20 protein-coding genes are annotated in these 20,243 nt (G+C 71.0%); 5 read left to right on the top strand and 15 right to left on the bottom strand.

Annotated elements, in window-relative coordinates:
- Window positions 1–96 precede the first annotated feature (96 nt).
- Window positions 97–405 (bottom strand): hypothetical protein, encoded by a 309-nt coding sequence (locus AB0G59_RS25360; protein ID WP_360915834.1) that lies wholly within the window; start codon window positions 403–405, stop codon window positions 97–99.
- Window positions 406–503: 98 nt separating this feature from the next.
- On the opposite strand from AB0G59_RS25360, the gene AB0G59_RS25355 reads away from it, so the two are divergent.
- Window positions 504–1,622, top strand: a complete 1,119-nt coding sequence (locus tag AB0G59_RS25355; protein ID WP_360915831.1) for a DUF5937 family protein — start codon at window positions 504–506, stop codon at window positions 1,620–1,622.
- A gap of 15 nt (window positions 1,623–1,637) precedes the next feature.
- Here AB0G59_RS25355 and AB0G59_RS25350 read toward each other — a convergent pair whose 3' ends face one another.
- On the bottom strand, window positions 1,638–2,321 hold the full coding sequence (locus AB0G59_RS25350) for a response regulator transcription factor (protein WP_071962320.1): 684 nt from the start codon (window positions 2,319–2,321) through the stop codon (window positions 1,638–1,640).
- Window positions 2,322–2,374: 53 nt separating this feature from the next.
- Window positions 2,375–3,574, bottom strand: a complete 1,200-nt coding sequence (locus tag AB0G59_RS25345; RefSeq protein ID WP_360915923.1) for a sensor histidine kinase — start codon at window positions 3,572–3,574, stop codon at window positions 2,375–2,377.
- Between the two features lie 121 nt (window positions 3,575–3,695).
- On the opposite strand from AB0G59_RS25345, the gene AB0G59_RS25340 reads away from it, so the two are divergent.
- Both AB0G59_RS25340 and AB0G59_RS25335 read left to right on the top strand, forming a co-directional pair.
- Window positions 3,696–4,682 carry an SAM-dependent methyltransferase gene (locus AB0G59_RS25340; RefSeq protein ID WP_360915828.1) on the top strand — a complete coding sequence of 329 codons (987 nt, stop codon included), beginning with the start codon at window positions 3,696–3,698 and terminating at the stop codon, window positions 4,680–4,682.
- A 68-nt stretch (window positions 4,683–4,750) separates the two neighbouring features.
- Window positions 4,751–5,893 carry an NADH-quinone oxidoreductase subunit D gene (locus AB0G59_RS25335; RefSeq protein WP_360915825.1) on the top strand — a complete coding sequence of 381 codons (1,143 nt, stop codon included), beginning with the start codon at window positions 4,751–4,753 and terminating at the stop codon, window positions 5,891–5,893.
- A 63-nt stretch (window positions 5,894–5,956) separates the two neighbouring features.
- On the opposite strand, the gene AB0G59_RS25330 is transcribed toward AB0G59_RS25335, so the two are convergent.
- The 4 genes from AB0G59_RS25330 to AB0G59_RS25315 form a co-directional block, all read right to left on the bottom strand.
- A complete protein-coding gene (locus AB0G59_RS25330) occupies window positions 5,957–7,030 on the bottom strand; it encodes a hypothetical protein (protein WP_360915822.1) in 1,074 nt (357 codons plus the stop codon).
- A gap of 83 nt (window positions 7,031–7,113) precedes the next feature.
- Complete coding sequence (locus tag AB0G59_RS25325; RefSeq protein WP_360915819.1) at window positions 7,114–8,094, bottom strand: ABC transporter substrate-binding protein; 981 nt, start codon at window positions 8,092–8,094, stop codon at window positions 7,114–7,116.
- 29 nt (window positions 8,095–8,123) lie between these two features.
- Window positions 8,124–8,807, bottom strand: a complete 684-nt coding sequence (locus AB0G59_RS25320) for an ABC transporter permease (protein ID WP_360915816.1) — start codon at window positions 8,805–8,807, stop codon at window positions 8,124–8,126.
- Window positions 8,807–9,526, bottom strand: a complete 720-nt coding sequence (locus AB0G59_RS25315; protein ID WP_360915813.1) for an ABC transporter permease — start codon at window positions 9,524–9,526, stop codon at window positions 8,807–8,809. Before AB0G59_RS25315 ends, AB0G59_RS25320 begins: the two co-directional genes overlap by 1 nt.
- 132 nt (window positions 9,527–9,658) lie before the next feature.
- Between AB0G59_RS25315 and AB0G59_RS25310 the strand changes: the two genes are divergently transcribed.
- Window positions 9,659–10,831: a betaine/proline/choline family ABC transporter ATP-binding protein gene (locus AB0G59_RS25310; RefSeq protein WP_360915810.1), complete on the top strand. Its 1,173-nt coding sequence runs from the start codon at window positions 9,659–9,661 to the stop codon at window positions 10,829–10,831.
- 82 nt (window positions 10,832–10,913) lie between these two features.
- On the opposite strand, the gene AB0G59_RS25305 is transcribed toward AB0G59_RS25310, so the two are convergent.
- From AB0G59_RS25305 to AB0G59_RS25280, 6 genes are all read right to left on the bottom strand, one after another.
- Complete coding sequence (locus AB0G59_RS25305) at window positions 10,914–11,405, bottom strand: DUF3180 domain-containing protein (RefSeq protein ID WP_071962356.1); 492 nt, start codon at window positions 11,403–11,405, stop codon at window positions 10,914–10,916.
- 62 nt (window positions 11,406–11,467) lie between these two features.
- Window positions 11,468–12,061 (bottom strand): 2-amino-4-hydroxy-6-hydroxymethyldihydropteridine diphosphokinase, encoded by a 594-nt coding sequence (gene folK / locus AB0G59_RS25300; protein ID WP_360915807.1) that lies wholly within the window; start codon window positions 12,059–12,061, stop codon window positions 11,468–11,470.
- On the bottom strand, window positions 12,058–12,417 hold the full coding sequence (gene folB, locus AB0G59_RS25295) for a dihydroneopterin aldolase (protein WP_071962305.1): 360 nt from the start codon (window positions 12,415–12,417) through the stop codon (window positions 12,058–12,060). Before folB ends, folK begins: the two co-directional genes overlap by 4 nt.
- A 281-nt stretch (window positions 12,418–12,698) precedes the next feature.
- Window positions 12,699–13,193 carry a nuclear transport factor 2 family protein gene (locus AB0G59_RS25290; RefSeq protein ID WP_071962303.1) on the bottom strand — a complete coding sequence of 165 codons (495 nt, stop codon included), beginning with the start codon at window positions 13,191–13,193 and terminating at the stop codon, window positions 12,699–12,701.
- The gene (gene folP, locus AB0G59_RS25285) at window positions 13,190–14,065 is read right to left on the bottom strand and encodes a dihydropteroate synthase (RefSeq protein ID WP_360915803.1); all 876 of its coding nucleotides are present in this window, start codon (window positions 14,063–14,065) and stop codon (window positions 13,190–13,192) included. The genes AB0G59_RS25290 and folP overlap by 4 nt, the downstream gene beginning before the upstream one ends.
- 129 nt (window positions 14,066–14,194) lie before the next feature.
- Window positions 14,195–16,048 (bottom strand): phosphatidylglycerol lysyltransferase domain-containing protein, encoded by a 1,854-nt coding sequence (locus AB0G59_RS25280; RefSeq protein WP_079273663.1) that lies wholly within the window; start codon window positions 16,046–16,048, stop codon window positions 14,195–14,197.
- Between the two features lie 169 nt (window positions 16,049–16,217).
- Between AB0G59_RS25280 and AB0G59_RS25275 the strand changes: the two genes are divergently transcribed.
- Window positions 16,218–17,330, top strand: coding sequence for an alpha/beta hydrolase-fold protein (locus tag AB0G59_RS25275; protein WP_360915800.1), 1,113 nt, complete (start codon window positions 16,218–16,220; stop codon window positions 17,328–17,330).
- Window positions 17,331–17,396: 66 nt separating this feature from the next.
- On the opposite strand, the gene folE is transcribed toward AB0G59_RS25275, so the two are convergent.
- Together folE and ftsH are read right to left on the bottom strand one after the other, a co-directional pair.
- A complete protein-coding gene (gene folE / locus AB0G59_RS25270) occupies window positions 17,397–18,002 on the bottom strand; it encodes a GTP cyclohydrolase I FolE (RefSeq protein ID WP_071962298.1) in 606 nt (201 codons plus the stop codon).
- Window positions 18,003–18,148: 146 nt separating this feature from the next.
- The gene (gene ftsH, locus AB0G59_RS25265; protein WP_360915920.1) at window positions 18,149–20,164 is read right to left on the bottom strand and encodes an ATP-dependent zinc metalloprotease FtsH; all 2,016 of its coding nucleotides are present in this window, start codon (window positions 20,162–20,164) and stop codon (window positions 18,149–18,151) included.
- Between the last annotated feature and the right edge of the window lie 79 nt (window positions 20,165–20,243).

Below are 20,243 nucleotides of genomic sequence, written 5' to 3'. Positions count from 1 at the left end.
CTTGTCATGCTACGCGAGGCGGGCGGAGGGCTCCCTGGCCGTCCCCAGGGCTGTGGACAACGGTGGCCGACGGGCCGGCGCCGGGCCCGGGCCGGGTCAGGCGCGGCAGCGCGGGTCCGCCGACCGCCCGGCCGGCCGGGGTGCGGCGGGGACCACGGGAGCCGCCGCGGGTACGGGCCGGGACGTACCGGCCGCGGGGGCGGCGGAGGTCCTCGGGCGGCCGAACAGGACCGCCCACCGGCCGCGCCGGGCGGCGGTGCGCTCGTCGACGACGGCCTGGAACCGGCGCCAGGTGCGGAACGCGCGGAGGGCCCGGAGATCGCCGGTGCCCGGCGCCGGCGGCGCCGGCTCGTCGTGCTGTGCGAAGCGGTACAGGTCGAGCATGTGCTGCTGGTTGGCGTTCATGTCTCCACGGTGCGCCGCTTGGCGAGAGGTTGCCCCATGGATTGACAAGGAACGTCAAATGACGCCCCGACCTGCGGAAAGAGAGGCACGATGGGCACATGAGCGTGATGATCGACATCGCGGGCCTGCCGCCCGAGCGCCTGGTGTTCCGCCCCGCGCCCCTCGCCGAGCTGTGCACCGCGCTGCACGCCCTGGCCGAGCCCGGGCACCACCCGGGCCTGCACGGCTGGACGACGGCGACGAACTCCTCCCTCAAGCCGGACCTCGCGGACCGGCTGTGCGAGGCGGACTTCCTGTGGACCTCGACGTTCTCGGACATCAACATGCCGTTCGCCGCGCTGCCGGACACCCACGGCCAGCCGGGAGCCACGCTCGCCGAGGACCTCGACCAGCTGGACCGGCTGAACGACGACCTGTTCGTCGACGCCGCCCTGGAGATCTCCTGCTCCCGGCACTACAGCCAGGAGGGCCCGTCGCCGCTGGTCAACGCCAGGGCCCGCGAGCTGGCCCTCGAGCGCGCCACCGCGCGCGGCCCCCGGCAGCTGGACTTCGCCAAGCGGCTGCTGGACGACCCGCCGGCCGTACGGGCCTGGCTGCGCCGCCTCTTCGAGGACTGTGCGGAGGCCTTCTTCAACGACCTCTGGCAGCGGGTGCGCGTCCAGCTGGCCGCCGACGCCCGGCACAAGACGGAGGTGCTGCGGCGCAAGGGGCTCGCCGAGGCGCTGGCCGAGGTGTCGCCCGCCGTGACGCTGACGGAGGACGGCACCCGGATCGTCGTCGACAAGCTCGGCACCGGCCGGGCGAGCGCGCTCGACCCCGCGGTCGGCGCGGGCGTCACCTTCGTCCCGTCCGCCATCGGCTGGCCCCATGTGTGGGTGGGCCACGCCCCCGGCTGGCGCCCGGTGATCCACTACCCGGTGGCCGCGCCCGAGCTGCCCGGCCCCGCCTCCCTGGACCTGCTCAAGCTGCGCCTGGAGGCCCTGTCCCACCACATGCGGATGCGGATGTGCCGCTATCTGGCGCGGGCCGCCTTCAGCACGGGCGAACTGGCGACCGCGCTCGACATCAGCGCGCCGGAGGTCTCCCGGCACATCGCGGTGCTGAAGAAGGCCGGCCTGATCACCACCCGCCGCCGCGGCCGGTACGTCCTGCACCAGCTCGACCTGACGGTGGTGGCCCGGCTCGGCAGCGACTTCGTGGAGGGCGTGCTCCGCTGAGCGGAGGGGCGGGCGCTAGTGCGCCGCCGGGCCGCCGCCACCGGCCCGTACGAGCCCGCTCTCGTACGCCATCACCACCACCTGCACCCGGTCCCGCAGGCCGAGCTTGGTCAGGATGCGGCCCACGTGGGTCTTGACCGTCGCCTCCGAGAGCACCAGCCGCGCCGCGATCTCGCCGTTGGACAGCCCCTGGGCCACCAGCAGCATCACCTCGCGCTCGCGGTCGGTGAGCCGGCCCAGCTCCGTGCTGGTCGGCTCGTTGGCCGCGCTCGGCAGCATCGGGGTGAAGCGGTCGAGCAGCCGGCGCGTGGTGCTGGGCGCGACCACCGCGTCGCCGCTGTGCACGGCCCGGATGGCGCCCAGCAGCTCGGCGGGCGGCACGTCCTTGAGCATGAAGCCGCTCGCGCCGGCCTTCAGCGCGGAGAAGGCGTACTCGTCGAGGTCGAAGGTGGTCAGGATCAGCACCTTCGGCGGATTGTCCTGGGCGCAGATGCGGCCGGTGGCCTCCACCCCGTCCATCCGCGGCATGCGGACGTCCATCAGCACGACGTCCACCTCGCTGCGGGCCAGCACCTCCAGCGCCTCCGCGCCGTCCCCGGCCTCGGCGACGACCTCCATGTCGGGCTGGGCGGCCAGCACCATGCGGAAACCGGTGCGCAGCAGCACCTGGTCGTCGACGAGCATCACGCGGATGGACATACGGGGTCCCTCTCGGAAGTAGTGGTGCGGTCAGGGTACGAACGCAACGGAGTTCAGCGGCCCGACTTGATCGGCAGCAGCACGCTGATCCGGAAGCCCCCGCCGGGCCGGGGCCCCGCGTCCAGGGTGCCCCCGACCATGCCGACGCGCTCGCGCATCCCGATCAGACCATGCCCCATGCCGTCCGCGCCGCCCGCCTCGTACAGCTCGTGCTGCGCGCCCCGGCCGTCGTCCTCGACCAGCAGGCCCAGCCCGTCGTCGAAATAGGTCAGCCGGACGCTGGCGCCGACGTCCGGGCCACCGTGCTTGCGCGTGTTCGTCAGCGCCTCCTGCACGATGCGGTACGCGGTCAGCTCCACACCGCTCGGCAGCGGCCGCGGCGCGCCCTCGATGCGGAACTCCACCGGCAGCCCGGCGCCGCGGACCTGCTCGACCAGGTCGCCGATCTGCTCCACGTCGGGCTGCGGGACGTACTCGCCGCCCTCGCCGCTGTCGTCCGTGCGCAGCACGCCCAGCAGCCGGCGCATCTCGGCCAGCGCCTGGCGGCCGGTGCCGGAGATCGTCTCCAGGGCCTGCTTGGCCTGCTCGGGCGAGGCGTCCAGGACGTACGCGGCCCCGTCAGCCTGCACGACCATCACCGAGACGTTGTGCGCCACGACGTCGTGCAGCTCGCGGGCGATGCGGGCCCGCTCGGCGGTGACCGCGATCTGCGCCTGCTGCTCGCGCTCCTTCTCCAGGCGCGTGGCCCGCTCCTCCAGCTGCGCCCAGTAGGCGCGGCGGGTACGGACCGAGTCGCCCAGCACCCAGGCCAGGACGAAGGGGACGGTCAGGAAGACGATCCCCATGACGCTCTTGCCCGCGGAGGAGTACTCGGGCGGATCCGGCCAGCGGAGCGTGGCGAGCACGGGCGCGGCCACACAGGCGACCAGTGCGTAGCGGGAGGCCCAGCGGGTGTTGCCGGACGCCACCGTGTAGATGATCACCAGCATCGCGAAGTCCCAGATGTTCGGGCCCACGTCGAACGCCAGCTGCGCCACCCCTGCCGCGGTCGCCAGCAGCATCATCCGTTCGGGGGCCTTGCGGCGCAGCGCGATGACCACGCACAGCGCGAGGGCCGTGCCGGCCTGGACGACCGCCGGTCCCTCCCCACTCCCCTCGACCACGGTCAGGCCGCTCAGCCCCAGCAGCAGGAGAGCCCAGAAGCTGTCCACACCGGTGGGGTGCCTGCGAAGAAAGTCGTAGAGGCGGTGCACGTCACCCAGCGTAGGCACGCCGAGGCGGTGCCGGGGTCAGCCCGGCGATCGATCCGACCGCTTCCCGTCTACTCCCCAAGGTGGAGGCCCCGTGCGCACGCCGCGCGCATAACGTGTGCGTATGGCAAGCGGAACGAGAACCTGGCGGGCGGCGACCGAGGCCGCCCTGTACGGTCCCGGCGGCTTCTACCGCCGCCCCGAAGGCCCCGCGGGGCACTTTCGCACCTCCGTGCACGCCTCTCCGCTGTACGCCGGGGCCGTCGTGGAACTGCTGCGCCGCGTCGACGCCGCCCTCGGGCACCCGGCGGAGCTGGCGTTCGCCGATGTCGGCGCGGGCCGCGGCGAACTCGTCACCGCGGTCCTCGACCGGTGCCCCGCCGAGCTGGCCGGGCGGCTGCGCCCGTACGCCGTGGAGCTCGCGGACCGCCCGGAGGACCTCGATCCGCGCATCGAGTGGACGGACGCTCCCCCGGCCGGGATCGAGGGCCTGCTGTTCGCCAACGAGTGGCTGGACAACGTGCCGCTGGACGTCGCCGAGGCCGACGGCGCGGGCACGCCGCGCCAGGTGCTCGTCCGGCCGGACGGCGAGGAGCTGCTCGGCGACCCGGTCGCCGGCGAGGACGCCGACTGGCTCGCCCGCTGGTGGCCCCTGGAGGGCGCGCCCCCCGGGTCCCGCGCGGAGATCGGCCATCCGCGCGACGCCGCCTGGTCCAAGGCGGTCGCCGGACTGCGGGCCGGCCTGGCCGTGGCGGTGGACTACGCCCACGAGCGGTCCTCCCGGCCGCCCTTCGGCACCCTGACCGGCTTCCGCGAGGGCCGCGAGGTACGGCCCGTGCCGGACGGCTCCTGCGACATCACCGCGCACGTGGCCCTGGACGCGTGCGCGGGCCCGGGAAGCTCGTTGATCAGCCAACGCGAGGCGCTGCGCGCCCTGGGCGTCGACGGCACCCGCCCGCCGCTCTCGCTCGCCTCGACCGACCCGGCCGCGTACGTACGTGCCCTCGGCACGGCGGGCGAAGCGGCCGAACTGACCGCTCCGGGCGGCCTGGGCGCCTTCGGCTGGCTCCTCCAGCCGGTGGGGCTGCATTTCGGCCTGTCCGGCGTTTGAGGACAAAAGGGGGTCCGGGGCGCGGCCCCGGTTTCGGGTAGGGGTGGGTCAGGGGAGAAACTGTCCCCATGACGGAGACGACAGTCGGCATCGGCGGCGCGGCGGAGAGCACCGACATGGTGCTCAACATCGGGCCTCAGCACCCGTCCACCCACGGCGTGCTGCGGCTGCGCCTCGTCCTCGACGGCGAGCGGGTCCAGCACGCCGAGCCGGTCATCGGCTACATGCACCGCGGCGCGGAGAAGCTGTTCGAGGCCCGCGACTACCGGCAGATCATCATGCTCGCCAACCGCCACGACTGGCTGTCGGCGTTCTCCAACGAGCTCGGCGTCGTCATCGCCGTGGAGCGGATGCTCGGCATGGAGGTCCCCGAGCGTGCCGTGTGGACCCGCACGCTGCTGGCCGAGCTGAACCGCGTCCTCAACCACCTGATGTTCCTCGGCTCCTACCCGCTGGAGCTCGGCGGCATCACGCCCGTCTTCCACGCCTTCCACGAGCGCGAGGAGCTGCAGGCGGTGATGGAGGAGATCTCCGGCGGCCGCATGCACTACATGTTCAACCGCGTCGGCGGCCTGAAGGAGGACCTGCCCGCGGGCTGGCTCGGCCGGGCCCGGCACGCGGTGGCCGAGGTGCGCTCCCGGATGGACGTCTACGACCGGCTGGTGCTCGGCAACGAGATCTTCCGGGGCCGTACGCGCGGCGTCGGCGTCCTCTCCCGCGAGACCGTGCACGCCTACGGGGTGAGCGGGCCGATCGCCCGGGCCTCCGGCGTCGACTTCGACCTGCGGCGCGACGAGCCGTACCTCGCGTACGGGGAGCTGGCGGACACCCTGAAGGTCGTCACCCGCGAGGACGGCGACTGCCTGGCCCGCTTCGAGTGCCTGCTGGATCAGACCCACAATTCGCTGGAGCTGGCCGACGCCTGTCTGGACCGGATGGAGGAGCTGGCGCCGGGCCCGATCAACCAGCGGCTGCCCAAGGTCCTCAAGGCCCCGGAGGGCTCGACCTACGTCTGGACCGAGAACCCGCTGGGCCTCAACGGCTACTACCTCGTCTCCAAGGGCGAGAAGACGCCCTACCGGCTCAAGCTGCGCTCGGCCTCGTTCAACAACATCCAGGCCCTGACCGAGCTGCTGCCGGGGACGCTGGTCGCCGACATGGTCGCGATCCTGGGCTCGCTGTTCTTCGTCGTCGGCGACATCGACAAGTAGGACGAACAACGACGGACGGGCCGCATGTGCGGCCCGTCCGTCGTTCGTCGTTCGAGGACCGCGCTACGAGATCGCGGTGCGCAGCTCCGCGACGTCGATCTGCTCGGTCTCGTCGTGCGCGGTGAGGTCGATGACGGCGCCGTCCGCCTCCGCCTCGGCGAGGGCCTCCTCGCCGACGACGTCCGCGAGGTCCTGCTCCTCGACGGGCGTACCGTCCTTGCCCTTCTTGCCGGCCTTGCTCTTGTCGGCGGCGTTGCCGAAGAAGTCGAAGCCGCCCTGTGCACGGGACGCGGGCCGACGGGCTGCGGGGACGCCGGAGGGCACGGCCGCCGCGGGAGCGGCGGGCTTCGGGTCAGCGGACTTGGCAGCGACGGGCTTCGGCGCAGTGGACTTCGAAGCGGCGGGCTTCGAGGCGGCGGGCTTGGAGGCGGCGGGCTTCGAGGCCTTCGCCGCCTGCTTCTTGCCGCCCGGCTTCACCGGGGCCCCGGCCGGGGACGCCGGTGCCGCTGCCGCGGCCGGCACCTCGGGGGCCGGCTTCGCCGCCGCCGCACGCTGGTCCGCGGCGTTGCTGTTCAGGTCGCGCAGGGCGTCGGCGGCCTTGCGGTAGGCGGAGGCGTCCAGGCCGGACGTGCTCTCCGTACGGTCCGGGGCCGCGGCCTCCAGTGCCTTGGCCGCACCGGGCGCGCCGCTCTTCTCGAGCAGGCGGCGGCGCTCCAGGGCGCTGGCCCGTCCGGTCTCGGCCGCGGCGTAGCGCCGCAGCAGGTCGGCGTGCTCGGTGCGCAGGCGGGCCAGCTCCCCGCGCTTGGCCCGGAGCTTGGCCTCGAGCCGGGTGCGCAGCAGACGGGTCTCCTCGAGGTCCGTCTCCAGCTCGGCTATGCGCTCCTCGGTCTTCCACTCGTCGCGGGTGCGGGCGGCGGTGAGCTGGGCGACGCGCTTGCCCGCCGCACGGTCCCAGCGGCGCATCAGCACGGAACCGACCACGGTGGCCGCCGCGGCGGCCACGGCGAGGCCGCGTATGACGGCTGTTTCGCCCACCGCCAGGGCACCGGCGGCGCAGGCGACTGATGTCGCGGCGACCGTCAACGGTGGAAGAAGCCGGTGCAGGGGTGCGGAATGGCGGTGGCGTCCTCGTGGCATGGCCTGAAACTTACCGTGCGTCGCCACGAGAGTGTGACTCCACCACCAAACTCTTCCCTTGATCTTACTTCTCCCCTCCTCCCTCACTTCGTCAGAAGCTTCTTCTCCTTCAGGTAGCGCGCGGCCACATCGGCGGGCTTGAGCCGCTCCGCGTCCACCTTCTTGTTGAGTTCGGTGAGATCCGCCGTGGTCAGCACCCTGCTGAGCCTGCCGAGCGCCTCGGCGATCTTCTGCGAACCCGCCTTCTCCTTATTCACCACCGGCAACACGTTGTCGGAGTTCTGCAGCTTCTTGTCGTCCTCAAGAAGTACAAGACCGAACTGTTCGAGCGTGGCGTCCGTGGTGGTGGTCAGCAGCAGCTGGTCCTTGCCCTCCTTGACCGCCTGCTTGGCCTGGGTGCTGCCGACCTCCAGCGGGTCGATGCCCGCGACGCGTATGCCGTAGGTCTTCTCCAGCCCCGGCTGGCAGAAGGGCCGCTGGGAGCACTCGTCCCCGGCCGCGAGCTTCACCGACTCCTGGGACTTTCCAAGATCGGAAAGGGTCTTGAGCTGGTGTTTCTTCGCGAACTCGGCGGTGACGGCGAACGCGTTCTGATCGACCGCCCGGCCCGGGTCGAGGACGGTGAGACCACGCGGCTCGGCGAGTTTGCGCAGGGCCTTCACGGTGGCCTCGGCATCGGCGGAGGCCACCGGGGGCGCGTCCTTGCCGTTCTGCTTCTTGTTCAGGAATTCGGCGAGCGTCGCCGCATACTCGGGGACCACATCGATCTGGCCCTTCTCCAGCGCGGGCTCATACAGCTCACGCGCGTCGACGGTCTTGATCGACGTCGAATATCCGGCGTCCTTCAGCAGGCCGGCGTATATCTCCGCCAGCACCTTCGACTCGGTGAAGGATGCCGAACCGATGACCAGGGATTCCTGGCCGGGCTTTGTGGAACTATCGCCTCCGCCGGATTTCTCCAGGCTGTCGCCGCCGCAGGCGGCGAGCCCCGCCGTCAGGGCGGTGATGCCGGCCACCGCCAGCAGGGCGCGGGCGGTCCGCGCTCGACGCGGTGTCCTGGTCATTCGAAAACTCCATCCAGTCGGGCTCGAGGTCAGGCTTGAACGGTCTTCACATGTCCGCGCATCGGGTCCAGCAACCGCTGCAGGAGCACGAAGGCGCCCTCGACCAGCAGCGCGAGCGCCGCCACCAGCAGCGCCCCGGCCACCACCTGCGCGGTGTCGGTGAGCCGGAAGCCGGCGGTGATGATCCGGCCCAGGCCACCGCCGCCGGGCAGCGCGGCGAGCGTGGTGGTCGCCACGACCTGCACCGCGGCCGAGCGCACCCCGGTGAGGATCAGCGGGAAGGCCAGCGGCAGTTCGACCCGGGCGATCACCTGACCGCCCGTCATCCCCATGCCCCGCGCGGCCTCGACCATGTCCCGGTCCACCTCGCGCATCCCCACATAGGCGTTGGTCAGCAGCGGGGGTATCGCGAAGAGGACCAGCGCGATGATCGTGGGCCACGAGCCGTGCGTACCGAGCGGGCTGAGCAACAGCAGCACCAGCACCGCGAACGTCGGCACCGCACGGCCCACGTTGGAGATGTTCACCGCCAGCGCGCCGCCCTTGCCCACATGCCCCAGCAGCACCGCGACGGGAAGCGCGATCGCGCAGGAGATCAACAGGCAGACGACGGTGAGGAAGAGGTGCTCGCCGAGCCGGTGCCAGACGCCGTTCGTGCCGGACCAGTGGGCGGCGTCGGCCAGCCACTGCCAGGTGCGCTCGACGACTCCCATCAGGCCACCGCCTTCTCCGCGGACCTACGGGACATCCGGGACTTCGCGGGGCGCTTCGGGCGCGCCCACGGCGTCAGCATCCGCTGGACGAGCAGCAACAGCAGGTCCGCGGCGACCGCCAGCACCACGCACAGCACGGAGGCGGTGAGCACTTGGGCCTTGAAGTAGCTGTGCATGCCTTCGTAGATGAGATTGCCCAGCCCGCCGTAGCCGATGATCGCCCCCACGGTCGTCAGCGAAACGGTGGAGACCGTGGCGATGCGCAGACCCGCCATCAAAGCCGGTACCGCCAGCGGCAGTTCGACGGCGAACAGCAGGCGCAGCGGGCCGTACCCCATGCCGCGCGCCGCCTCGCGCGCCTCCTGCGGCACCGAGGCGAGGCCGGCCAGGATGTTCCGCACGAGGATCGTCAGCGAATACAGCACCAGGCCCGTCACCACCACGGCCGCCGACAGCCCGAACACCGGTACCAGCAACGAGAACATGGCCAGCGACGGCACGGTGTAGAGGATCGTGGTGGCCCCGAGCACCGGCCCCGCGACGGCCCGCCATCTGCGGGCGACCAGGGCGAGCGGGAAGGCGACGAGGAGCCCTATGGCCACCGACGCGAGCGTGATGCCGATGTGCTGGAGCGTGGCGTCCGTCAGTTCGGGGCCGCGCGTACGTACGTACTCGCCGCAGATCCAGTCATTGGCGATCAAGCAGTTCTGACCCGCCATCCGCGCCCTCACCTCCCCCTCGGCCTTCACGGTCGGTCACTGGCGACCCTAACTCGGCCTACTGACATTCGCCTCCGGCGGCCATGCGGTTGCACCATTGTTCGAGCAGAAGTACGGCCACAATGGGGACCCATGATCCGTTTCGAGCACGTCACCAAGCGCTACGCCGACGGTACGACCGCCGTGGACGACCTGTCCTTCGAGGTGGCGGAGGGCGAGCTGGTCACGCTCGTCGGACCGTCCGGCTGCGGCAAGACGACCACGATGAAGATGGTCAACCGGCTGATCGAGCCCACAAGCGGCCGCATCAGCGTGAACGGCGAGGACATCGCGACGGTCGACCCCGTCGAACTGCGCCGCCGCATCGGCTACGTCATCCAGCAGGTCGGGCTCTTCCCGCACAAGACGGTTCTGGAGAACACGGCGACCGTGCCCCATCTGCTGGGCTGGCAGCGCAAGAAGGCGCGCGCCCGGGCGGCCGAGCTCCTGGACCTCGTCGGGCTCGACCCGTCCGTCTACGGGGACCGCTACCCCGACCAGCTCTCGGGCGGTCAGCGCCAGCGGGTCGGGGTGGCGCGGGCGCTCGCCGCCGACCCGCCCGTACTCCTGATGGACGAACCCTTCGGCGCGGTCGACCCGGTCGTGCGGGAGCGGCTCCAGAGCGAGTTCCTGCGCCTGCAGTCGCAGGTCCGCAAGACGGTGCTGTTCGTGACCCACGACATCGAGGAGGCCGTGCGGCTCGGCGACCGGATCGCGGTGTACGGCAGCGGTCGCATCGAGCAGTTCGACGCGCCGGCCGCCGTGCTCGGCGCCCCCGCCACGCCGTACGTCGCCGACTTCGTCGGGGCCGACCGGGGTCTGAAGCGGCTGTCGGTGACGCCGATCGAGGCCGGGGACCTCGAGCAGCCGCCCGTCGTCCACCTCGACGACCCGCTGTCGTCCGCGCGCGCCCGGCTCGCCCGGGACGACGCGCGCTGGGCCGTCGTCCTGGACGACGCCGACCGCCTGCACGGCTGGATCTCCGCGGACGCGGTGGCCTCCGGCGACGGCGCGATACGGGTCCGTTCGCGGGCACGGCGCATGGACGCGTGGCTTCCGCTGGGGGCGTCGCTCAAGCAGGCGTTCAGCACGATGCTGCAGCACGACGCCGGGTGGATCGCGGTGCTCGACGGGGAGGCCGCGGACCACTTCTTGGGGGTGCTGACGCCGGCGCGGCTGCATGAGGCGCTGCGGCGGTCGATCGAGGCCGACGCGCGGGGCGGCGAGCGCAGCGAGGCGGACGTGGAGACGATCGCGGGCGTGTAGGTCTTGTCCTCAATCGCCGGACGGGCTGAATTTCAGCCCGTCCGGCGATTGAGGACCGGGGTCCGGGGCGGAGCCCCGGGAGTCACGCCCGCGCCGCGCCCGTGCCGTCGTTTTCGTCGTCGTCCTCCGGGAGCTTGCACACGCGCTCCATGAAGAACGCCGCCGCTATCACGCACGCGCCCGCCAGGACCGACGCCGCGGCGTAGATCGCCTGGTCGCGCCGGGCGGGCACGTCGAGGCCGTCGATGAGCAGGAAGACGCCGACGCCGCCGTACATCCCGGCGACCAGCGCCGCGACGAGCGCGCTGGCCTGGCCGAAGACCACGGCCCGCGCCGCCAGCAGGGGGTCGACCCCCTTGGCTCCGGGCCGGCGCTCACGCTGGGCCCGCAGCCGGGCCCGCAGGGAGAGCGCCGTCGCGGCGAGGACCACCGCGATGACCGCCAGCACGATCGGCGCCGCCACCGGGACGCTCGGCAGCGTGCCGAGGGAGTCCCACAGCCGGGCGGCGGCCCACGAGAGCACCCCGGCCACGGCGAACAGGCCGACCAGGACCCCGATCCGAAGTTGCTTCACCGAGCCGTCGCCCCTCATCGTCAATCGTCCTCAGCGCACACGAAACCACACTGCCCCAACGGCTACTCGGGCAGTCGCAGTTCCAGGTCGGCCCGCGGTTCGACGCCGCCACGGTCGATACCGGCCAGCAGCTCGGCGACCGGACCATGTCCCGGAACCACGGCTTCCGGCTCCACGTCGTACCACGGCACGAGCACGAAGGCGCGCTCATGCACGCGCGGGTGCGGCAGCGTCAGCACCGGATCGTCGGAGACGACGTCCTGGTAGGTGACGATGTCGACGTCGAGCGTGCGCGAGCCCCAGCGCTCCTCGCGCACCCGTTCGAAGGCCTCCTCGATCGCGTGGCCGCGCTCCAGGAGGGAGTCCGGCGGGAGCGTGGTCTTCACGAGCACGACCGCGTTGAAGTACGAGGGCTGGGAGCCGGGCTCGACGCCCCAGGGCTCGGTCTCGTAGACCGGGGACACGGCCTTGACCCGCAGGCCGGGCGTGTCCTCCAGCGCGTCGATCGCACCCTGCAGGATCTCCAGGCGGTTGCCCAGGTTGCTGCCGATCGAGATCACGGCTCGCTTGGGATTGCTCAGCGTCACATCGGCGGCGTCCACCCGCTCCACCACGGAGGCGGGCACCGGCTGCACGGTCGGGTCGCTGCTGCTCATACTCGGCTCCGGGTAATAGTGATCGTCACGTCGTCGAAAGGAACGGTGATCGGGGCGTCGGGCTTGTGCACGACGACCTCCACCTCCCGCACCGGTTCGTGCTTGAGGCACTGCTCGGCGATGCGCTCGGCGAGCGTCTCGATGAGGTCGACCGGCTCGCCCTGGACGATGTCGACGACCTCCTCCGCCACGATGCCGTAGTGCACGGTCTTCGCGAGGTCGTCATCGGCCGCGGCAGGCCGGGTGTCCAGGCTCAGCACCAGGTCCACGACGAAGGTCTGCCCTTCCTCGCGCTCCCGGGGGAACACCCCGTGGTGCCCGCGAGCCTTCAAGCCGCGCAGCGCGACACGATCCACCCGAATCACTCCTGCTGGTTGTCGGTATGGGCCGGTATGGAAGCCCACCGGTCGGCGCCGGCGCGGCCCCCGTCCCTGCCGTCGGCCGGGTTGCCCACCATCGAATCTACCTGCGGACACCGACAGCGCCCGCCCGCGGGTGCTATGGACAAGGAGCGCATACGGTGCTATCCGGCACCCGCCGCGCCTACCCCGCGGACCCGCGATCCACCCCTACCCGCCCGGCGAGCAGCTCGAACGAGTGGTCACATACCCCTCACACTGACGTGTCCTACGCCACGTCACCCCGTCGGCTCAGCCGGGCCCGGTCCGCCGGAATTGCCCTGTTCATCCTCATCCTCCTCGTCCCGGCCCGCGAGGACCGGCGAGCCGTGGTGCGACCACACCTTCCACTCGTCACCCGACCGCCGGAACACATTGGTGGCCACGACCAGCTGCCCCACGAGCGGACCCAGCTCGCCCTCGTTCTCGGCCGGGGCGCCGCTGAGGATGTTCTCCGTGCAGGTCACCATCGCGGTGTCCCCCGCGACCGTCACCTCGACGTCGGTCAGGAAGAACTGGATGTAGTCGGTGCTGGCCATGATCAGGGCGTACGAGCGCAGCACCTCGTTCCGCCCGCGCAGCACCGGCCACCCCGGGTGGACGCACGAGACCTCGGTGCCCGGCACGTTCAGCCAGAGCCGGTCCATGGCCGCCGTGTCGCCGCGCTCCACCGCCTCGTACAGGGCCGTGTTGGCCAGCTCGACCCGCTCGCTGTCCGTGCGGGCGGCGCTCACACCGCCCCCTCGGCGCCCTGCACCGCCCGTACGACCCGCACCGCGTCCGCGCTCGCCCGCACCTCGTGCACCCGCACCGCCCACGCTCCCTCCCGCGCCGCCAGCGTCGACACGGCCGCCGTCGCGGCATCCCGCTCACGGGCCGGCGGCGGGTCGCCGTCGGGCCCGGCCAGCACCCGGCCCAGGAACCGCTTGCGGGAGGCGGCCACCAGCAGCGGCAGCCCGGTCTCCCGGCGGATCCGGGCCAGCCCGGCCACCAGGGCCAGGTCGTGCTCGGCGTTCTTGGCGAAGCCCAGGCCCGGGTCCAGCACGAGGCGCTCCGGCTCGATGCCGCCGGCGATCACCTCGTCCACGCGCCGCCGCAGCTCCCCGAGGACCTCTCCGGTCACATCGGGCCCGTAGACGGCCCGGCTGTTCATGTCGGCGCTGAAGCCGCGCCAGTGCATCACCACGAACGGCACCCGGGCGGCCGCCACCACCGGCACCATCGCCCGGTCCGCGAGCCCGCCGCTCACGTCGTTGACCAGCACCGCGCCCGCCTCGACCGCGGCCTCGGCCACCGAGGCGCGCATGGTGTCCACGGACACCACCACGCCCTCGCCCGCCAGCTCGCGGACGACCGGGACCACCCGGCGCAGCTCCTCGTCCTCGTCCACCCGGGAGGCGCCCGGACGGGTGGACTCCCCGCCCACGTCGACCAGGTCCGCGCCGGCGGCGGCCAGGTCGAGGCCGTGCTTGACCGCCAGGGCGGTGTCGAACCAGTGCCCGCCGTCCGAGAACGAATCGGGGGTGACGTTGACGACGCCCATCACCGCACAGCGGTCCCATTCGGGCAGTCCGACCGGCCCCACACGGCCGCGCAGCGTACTCATACCGTCCAGCCTAGGGCGTGCGGAGGATGCGGCACCGCACCGCACGGGGGGCGGAAAAGCGGAAGCCCTCCCCGGACGGTGTCCGGGGAGGGCTTCCGCAAGGCCGCAGGGCGGCTCACGCCAGGCGCGTCACGCCGCGCGCGTGACCTCGCTCTGCTCGGGTGCGCTCTCCTCGTCGTGCGGGAAGTGCTTCGGCTCGGCCGGGCGGCGGCGCAGCAGTCGCGGCAGCTCCAGGAAGCCCTCCGCCTGCATCATCGCGAAGCCGATGCGGGGCAGGTCGCGGCTGTTCGGGAAGACGATGAAGCGCGGCTCCCAGCGGGGGCGGAACTTCTCGTTGAACTTGTACAGCGACTCGATCTGGAACCAGCGCGAGAGGAAGATCAGCACCGAGCGCTGGATGCGGACCACCGGGCCCGCGCCCAGCTTGCCGCCGCGCTCGAGGGCGGAGCGGAAGAACGCGAAGTTCAGCGACAGTCGCTTGATCTTGAGCTCGGGCGCGGCCTGCAGGAAGGCGACGATCAGCAGCTCGTTCATGCCCGGGTCGGCGCTGCGGTCACGGCGCATCAGCTCCAGGGAGCTGCCGTCCTTGCCCCACGGCACGTAGTGCTGCATGGCGCGGAGGTCGCCGAAGGGGAGGTCCTCGCCCTCCTCCGGGTCCTTGTGGGCGGTCGCGATGATCGCGTCCAGGTCCTTGGGGTCGCCGATGCGGCCCAGGGCCATGGAGAAGCCGCGCTCGTCCTCGGTGTCGCGCCAGGCGTTGGCGGCCTTCTGGACGACCTCGAGCTCCTCGGGGCTCAGGTCCCCGACGCGGCGCGTCTTGGTGGAGTAGCCGTTGCGCTCGATGCGCTTGACCATCTGTCGGACGTTGCGCATGGAGCGGCCGGTCAGGCTGAAGTCGGCGACGTCGACGATGGCCTCGTCGCCCATCTCCAGGGCGTCCAGACCGGTCTCACGGGTCCACACCTCGCCACCGGTCTCGCTGCAGCCGGCGACCGCGGGGGTCCAGGAGTGGCGCTTGGCCAGCTCCATGAACTGCTCGATCGCGCCCGGCCAGGCCTCGACGTCACCGATGGGGTCGCCGCTGGCGAGCATCACGCCGGAGACGACGCGGTAGGAGACGGCGGCCTTGCCGCTGGGGGAGAAGACGACGCTCTTGTCGCGGCGCAGCGCGAAGTGGCCGAGCGAGTCGCGCTCACCGTGCTTGTCGAGCAGCTCGCGCAGCTTGTCCTCGGCCTCCTCGGTGAGGAGGGGGGCCGGGTACGCCGGCTGGAAGGCCAGGAAGGCGGTGGTGGCGACGGTCAGCAGGCCGAGGGCGCCGAGGGAGTAGCCGACGGTGTAGTCGACGCCGCCGGTGTAGCGGATCGATCCTTCGAAGCCGAACAGACCCCAGATGACGTGCTCGATCTGCTCCAGCACCGGCGGGTCGCCGATCATCTGCTTGGGGTGCGAGCCGACGATCACCCAGCCGAGGGCGAAGCTGACGCCGCCCAGGAGGATGAAGTTGGCCGCCGCCTTCCAGCGGCTGCGCGGGTCCGGCAGGGCCGGGAAGGCGCTCTTGTGCCGCAGGAGGTACACGAAGAGCAGCAGGGAGAAGACCGTACCGACGATCGAGTGCCGGTAGATCAGCTGTGCGGCCGCGCCGATCGGCAGAACCACCACGGCGGCGAGCCAGGCGCGCTTCTTGGCCCGCTTGAGGCCGTGGGCAAGCATGAGCAGCAGGATGCCCACGACGATCGAACCGGCGGCGGCCAGCTGCGAGACCGTTCCGGGCAGCACCTCGGCAAGGGAGTGGACCTTGCTGAAGCGGAACCTCGGGACGACCCCCGCCACGATGTCCGCCAGGCCGATGAGGGCACCGACCGTACCTACGACGGCAGGCACGCGCTCGGGCTTCGGTCCCTTCGCGAGACGCGCAAGCACCGACAGCCACTTCGGCCCCTGGGGAACCTCGTCGGACTTTTTGCCATCTACCCTGACAGACATCTCTTCCCGTCGTCCTGTCGAGTGGGCCTGCGCCATCTGGCGGCAGCACCCGTGCAATGTGCGCCCTGTAGGACGACGGTTTCGGGGTTGAGGTTCCGTGGGGGGCCGAGCCCGGAAAGAAGTAACCATTCCGCGACTCGGCGCCGGGTCGCTCGGCAGAAAGCACCTCATGGGTCTCACCAGCATGGCAGTACTCCTGCTTGCCATCGTGGCGGCGGTAGTGCTCTTCGCATTGACCATTTGGCTCTGGCCCCGCCTGGGCAAGAAGGGCGTCGGCTCCGTCTTCGCCCGGGTCGGCATGATGCTCGCCACCCAGCTGTCGCTGTTCGCCGCCATCGGCCTGTGGGCGAACCAGTCCTTCGGCTTCTACGGCTCGTGGGCCGACCTCTTCGGCCAGGTCAAGAACGAGGGTGTGGTCGTCGACCACAGCGCCGGTGCCAAGCGGGTGCAGGTCGTGAGCGCCCAGGCGGTCAAGGTGCCGCGGGGCGACGTCCCGCGCGTCGGCGGCAAGATAGAAAAGATCAACATCGTCGGGCCCGAGTCCAAGATCTCCAGCCCGGCCTACGTCTACCTGCCGCCGGAGTACTTCCAGCCGCAGTACGCGAACAAGACCTTTCCGGCCTCCGTCGCCCTGACCGGCTACCCGGGCACCGCCGAGGCCCTGGTCAAGGGCCTGGACTACCCGGTCCGCGCGCACAAGCTGGCCAAGGACAAGAAGATGCAGCCCACCATCCTCGTGATGATGCGGCCCACCGTCGCCCCGCCGCGCGACACCGAGTGCATCGACATACCCAACGGCCCCCAGACCGAGACCTTCTTCACCAAGGACCTGCGCAAGGCCATCTCGGAGCAGTACCGCGTCGGCACCAAGGCCGCGAACTGGGGCATCATCGGCGACTCCACCGGTGGCTACTGCGCCCTGAAGTTCGCCATGCGCCACCCGGACGCGTACTCCGCAGCCGCCTCCCTGTCCGGCTACTACAAGGCCCCGCAGGACGCGACCACCGGTTCCCTCTTCGGCGGCAGCAAGCAGCTGGAGAACGAGAACGACCTGCTGTGGCGCCTGAAGAACAAGGAGCTGCCGCCCGTCTCCCTGCTGGTCACCTCCAGCAAGAAGGGCGAGCACAACTACAAGGACACCCTGAAGTTCATCGACATGGCGGCGAAGTCCCCCGCCCGGGTCTCCTCGATCATCCTCGACAGCGGCGGCCACAACTTCAACACCTGGCGCCGCGAGCTGAACCCCACCCTGAAGTGGATGGGCAGCCGCCTCAGCGCGTGACCGCGCCGCACCACAAGAAAGGGCCCGCCTGAGCGGGCCCTTTTCCGTTCCTCCAGCCGCTCCCGGCTAGCGGGCCATGATCAGGCTCATCGCCTCGGCACGCGTCGCGGGGTCGCGCAGCTGGCCCCGCACCGCGGAGGTCAGCGTCTTGGCGCCGGGCTTGCGGATGCCGCGCATGGACATGCACATGTGCTCGCACTCGATCACCACGACCACGCCGCGCGGCTCCAGGATCTCCATCAGGGAGTCCGCTATCTGCGTGGTGAGCCGCTCCTGGACCTGCGGCCGGCGGGCGTAGACGTCCACCAGCCGGGCCAGCTTCGACAGACCGGTGATCTTGCCGCTCGTCGACGGGATGTAGCCGACGTGCGCCACGCCGTGGAAGGGCACCAGGTGGTGCTCGCACGTGCTGTACACCTCGATGTCCCGGACGAGCACCATCTCGTCGTGCCCGAGGTCGAACGTCGTGGTCAGCACGTCCACCGGCTCCTGCCAGAGGCCGGCGAAGATCTCCTTGTACGCCCGTGCCACGCGCGCCGGGGTCTCCCGCAGGCCCTCCCGGTCCGGGTCCTCACCGACCGCGATCAGCAGCTCCCGGACGGCGTTCTCGGCCCGCTTCTCGTCGAACTCGCCGATGGAACCCTCGGCGTCCAGCGTCACCGGGTCGGTCATGGGCTTGCCTCGTTCTCTCGTACGTGTCGCGCCAGTGCGGCCTCTCAGGGGCGCGCATATGCGCGATGCCGCGTCCCCAAGGCTAAAACCTGGGGGACGCGGCATCCATTCCGGGCCCTGTCCGGGCCGGATCGCGTGGGGCAGGATCAGCTCTCCGGCGTACCGGAGCTGTCCTTCGGGAGCTCGACCGTCTCGACGGTGTTCACTCCGTTGTTGTTGGCCGGGGCGAGCTCCTTGGGGGAGAGCACCGGCGGGCGGGTGGAGGGGGTGCGGCGCGAGGAGCCGGTCCACGCCGGGCGGGCCGGGCGCTTCACGATGTGCTTGAAGACCTCGGCGATCTCCTCCTTGTTCAGCGTCTCCTTCTCCAGGAGCGCCAGAACCAGGTTGTCGAGGACGTCGCGGTTCTCGACCAGGATCTCCCACGCCTCGTTGTGCGCGGTCTCGATGAGCTTCTTGACCTCTTCGTCGACCAGCGCGGCGACCTCTTCGGAGTAGTCCCGCTGGTGCGCCATCTCGCGGCCCAGGAAGGGCTCGGAGTTGTCGGAGCCGAACTTGATCGCGCCGAGGCGCTCGGTCATGCCGTACTGCGTGACCATCGCGCGGGCCGTGGCCGTGGCCTTCTCGATGTCGTTCGCGGCACCCGTGGTCGGGTCGTGGAAGACGAGCTCCTCCGCCGCGCGGCCGCCCAGCATGTAGGCCAGCTGGTCGAGCATCTCGTTGCGCGTGGTGGAGTACTTGTCCTCGTCGGGGAGGACCATGGTGTAGCCGAGCGCACGGCCCCGGGACAGGATCGTGATCTTGTGGACCGGGTCGGAGTTCGGGGAGGCCGCCGCGACCAGGGCGTGTCCGCCCTCGTGGTACGCGGTGATCTTCTTCTCCTTGTCGCTCATGATCCGGGTCCGCTTCTGCGGTCCGGCCACGACACGGTCGATCGCCTCGTCCAGCATGTGGTTGTCGATCAGCTTGCGGTCGCTGCGGGCCGTCAGCAGGGCGGCCTCGTTCAGGACGTTCGACAGATCGGCACCGGTGAAGCCGGGGGTACGACGGGCGACGGCCGCGAGGTCGACGTCCGGGGCGACCGGCTTGCCCTTCTGGTGGACCTTGAGGATCTCCAGACGGCCCTGCATGTCCGGACGGTCGACGGCGATCTGCCGGTCGAAGCGGCCCGGGCGCAGCAGCGCCGGGTCGAGGATGTCCGGGCGGTTCGTGGCGGCGATCAGGATGACGCCGCCCTTGACGTCGAAGCCGTCCATCTCGACGAGCAGCTGGTTCAGCGTCTGCTCGCGCTCGTCGTGGCCGCCGCCGAGGCCCGCGCCGCGGTGCCGGCCGACGGCGTCGATCTCGTCGACGAAGACGATGGCGGGGGCGTTGGCCTTGGCCTGCTCGAACAGGTCACGGACCCGGGAGGCACCCACACCGACGAACATCTCGACGAAGTCGGAGCCGGAGATCGAGTAGAACGGCACGCCCGCCTCGCCGGCGACGGCGCGCGCGAGCAGCGTCTTGCCCGTACCGGGCGGGCCGTACAGCAGCACGCCCTTGGGAATCTTGGCGCCGACGGCCTGGAACTTCGCCGGCTCCTGCAGGAACTCCTTGATCTCGTGGAGCTCCTCGACGGCCTCGTCGGACCCCGCCACGTCGGCGAAGGTCGTCTTCGGGGTGTCCTTGGTGATCAGCTTGGCCTTGGACTTCCCGAAGTTCATGACTCGGGAGCCGCCGCCCTGCATCTGATTCATCAGGAACAGGAAGACCACGACGATCAGTACGAAGGGCAGCAGCGAGAGCAGCACCCCGACGAGGGGGTTCTGCTTCGACGTCGAGACGTTGTAGCCCTCGGGCAGTGTCTTCTGGTCGTCGTCATCGGCCTTGGCCTGCAGATCCTTGGAGATCTCCACACCCTGGTCGCCGATGTAATTGGCCTGGACCTTGCTGGAGCCCTTGATCTTCTGGCCGTTGATCAGCTCGACCTTGATCTTGTTCTCGTCGCCGGTCGTCAGCTCGGCCGATTTCACCAGATTCTTGTCGATCGCATGCACGACCTGGCTGGTGTCCACCGACTTGTAGCCGCCGGACGAGCCGACGACCTGCATCAACACGACCACGGCGAGGACGGCCAGCACGATCCACATGACCGGCCCACGGAAGTAGCGCTTCACGTCCATCCATACGGGGCGCGAGCGCCCCGTCCCTCCTGCCACAGTGAGGCACGGTCACCCCGGATTGGGGTGCCTGTGCGTGCGG

This window comes from Streptomyces sp. NPDC021096 (genome assembly GCF_040641275.1).
Taxonomy (GTDB): domain Bacteria; phylum Actinomycetota; class Actinomycetes; order Streptomycetales; family Streptomycetaceae; genus Streptomyces.
Note: the sequence above shows the minus strand (reverse complement) of the source record. Positions and strands in the feature narration are given on the sequence as shown.

Excerpts from the sequence above, each read along its gene's own strand:
- folP (WP_360915803.1), bottom strand. The coding sequence starts at position 14,065 with ATGAGTACGCTGCGCGGCCGTGTGGGGCCGGTCGGACTGCCCGAATGG.
- folK (WP_360915807.1), bottom strand. The coding sequence starts at position 12,061 with ATGAGCAGCAGCGACCCGACCGTGCAGCCGGTGCCCGCCTCCGTGGTG.
- AB0G59_RS25280 (WP_079273663.1), bottom strand. The coding sequence starts at position 16,048 with ATGTCTGTCAGGGTAGATGGCAAAAAGTCCGACGAGGTTCCCCAGGGG.
- AB0G59_RS25315 (WP_360915813.1), bottom strand. The coding sequence starts at position 9,526 with ATGGCGGGTCAGAACTGCTTGATCGCCAATGACTGGATCTGCGGCGAG.
- AB0G59_RS25325 (WP_360915819.1), bottom strand. The coding sequence starts at position 8,094 with ATGACCAGGACACCGCGTCGAGCGCGGACCGCCCGCGCCCTGCTGGCG.
- AB0G59_RS25350 (WP_071962320.1), bottom strand. The coding sequence starts at position 2,321 with ATGTCCATCCGCGTGATGCTCGTCGACGACCAGGTGCTGCTGCGCACC.
- AB0G59_RS25310 (WP_360915810.1), top strand. The coding sequence starts at position 9,659 with ATGATCCGTTTCGAGCACGTCACCAAGCGCTACGCCGACGGTACGACC.
- folE (WP_071962298.1), bottom strand. The coding sequence starts at position 18,002 with ATGACCGACCCGGTGACGCTGGACGCCGAGGGTTCCATCGGCGAGTTC.
- AB0G59_RS25335 (WP_360915825.1), top strand. The coding sequence starts at position 4,751 with ATGACGGAGACGACAGTCGGCATCGGCGGCGCGGCGGAGAGCACCGAC.
- AB0G59_RS25360 (WP_360915834.1), bottom strand. The coding sequence starts at position 405 with ATGAACGCCAACCAGCAGCACATGCTCGACCTGTACCGCTTCGCACAG.
- AB0G59_RS25320 (WP_360915816.1), bottom strand. The coding sequence starts at position 8,807 with ATGGGAGTCGTCGAGCGCACCTGGCAGTGGCTGGCCGACGCCGCCCAC.
- AB0G59_RS25355 (WP_360915831.1), top strand. The coding sequence starts at position 504 with ATGAGCGTGATGATCGACATCGCGGGCCTGCCGCCCGAGCGCCTGGTG.
- AB0G59_RS25330 (WP_360915822.1), bottom strand. The coding sequence starts at position 7,030 with ATGCCACGAGGACGCCACCGCCATTCCGCACCCCTGCACCGGCTTCTT.
- AB0G59_RS25275 (WP_360915800.1), top strand. The coding sequence starts at position 16,218 with ATGGGTCTCACCAGCATGGCAGTACTCCTGCTTGCCATCGTGGCGGCG.
- ftsH (WP_360915920.1), bottom strand. The coding sequence starts at position 20,164 with ATGGACGTGAAGCGCTACTTCCGTGGGCCGGTCATGTGGATCGTGCTG.
- AB0G59_RS25340 (WP_360915828.1), top strand. The coding sequence starts at position 3,696 with ATGGCAAGCGGAACGAGAACCTGGCGGGCGGCGACCGAGGCCGCCCTG.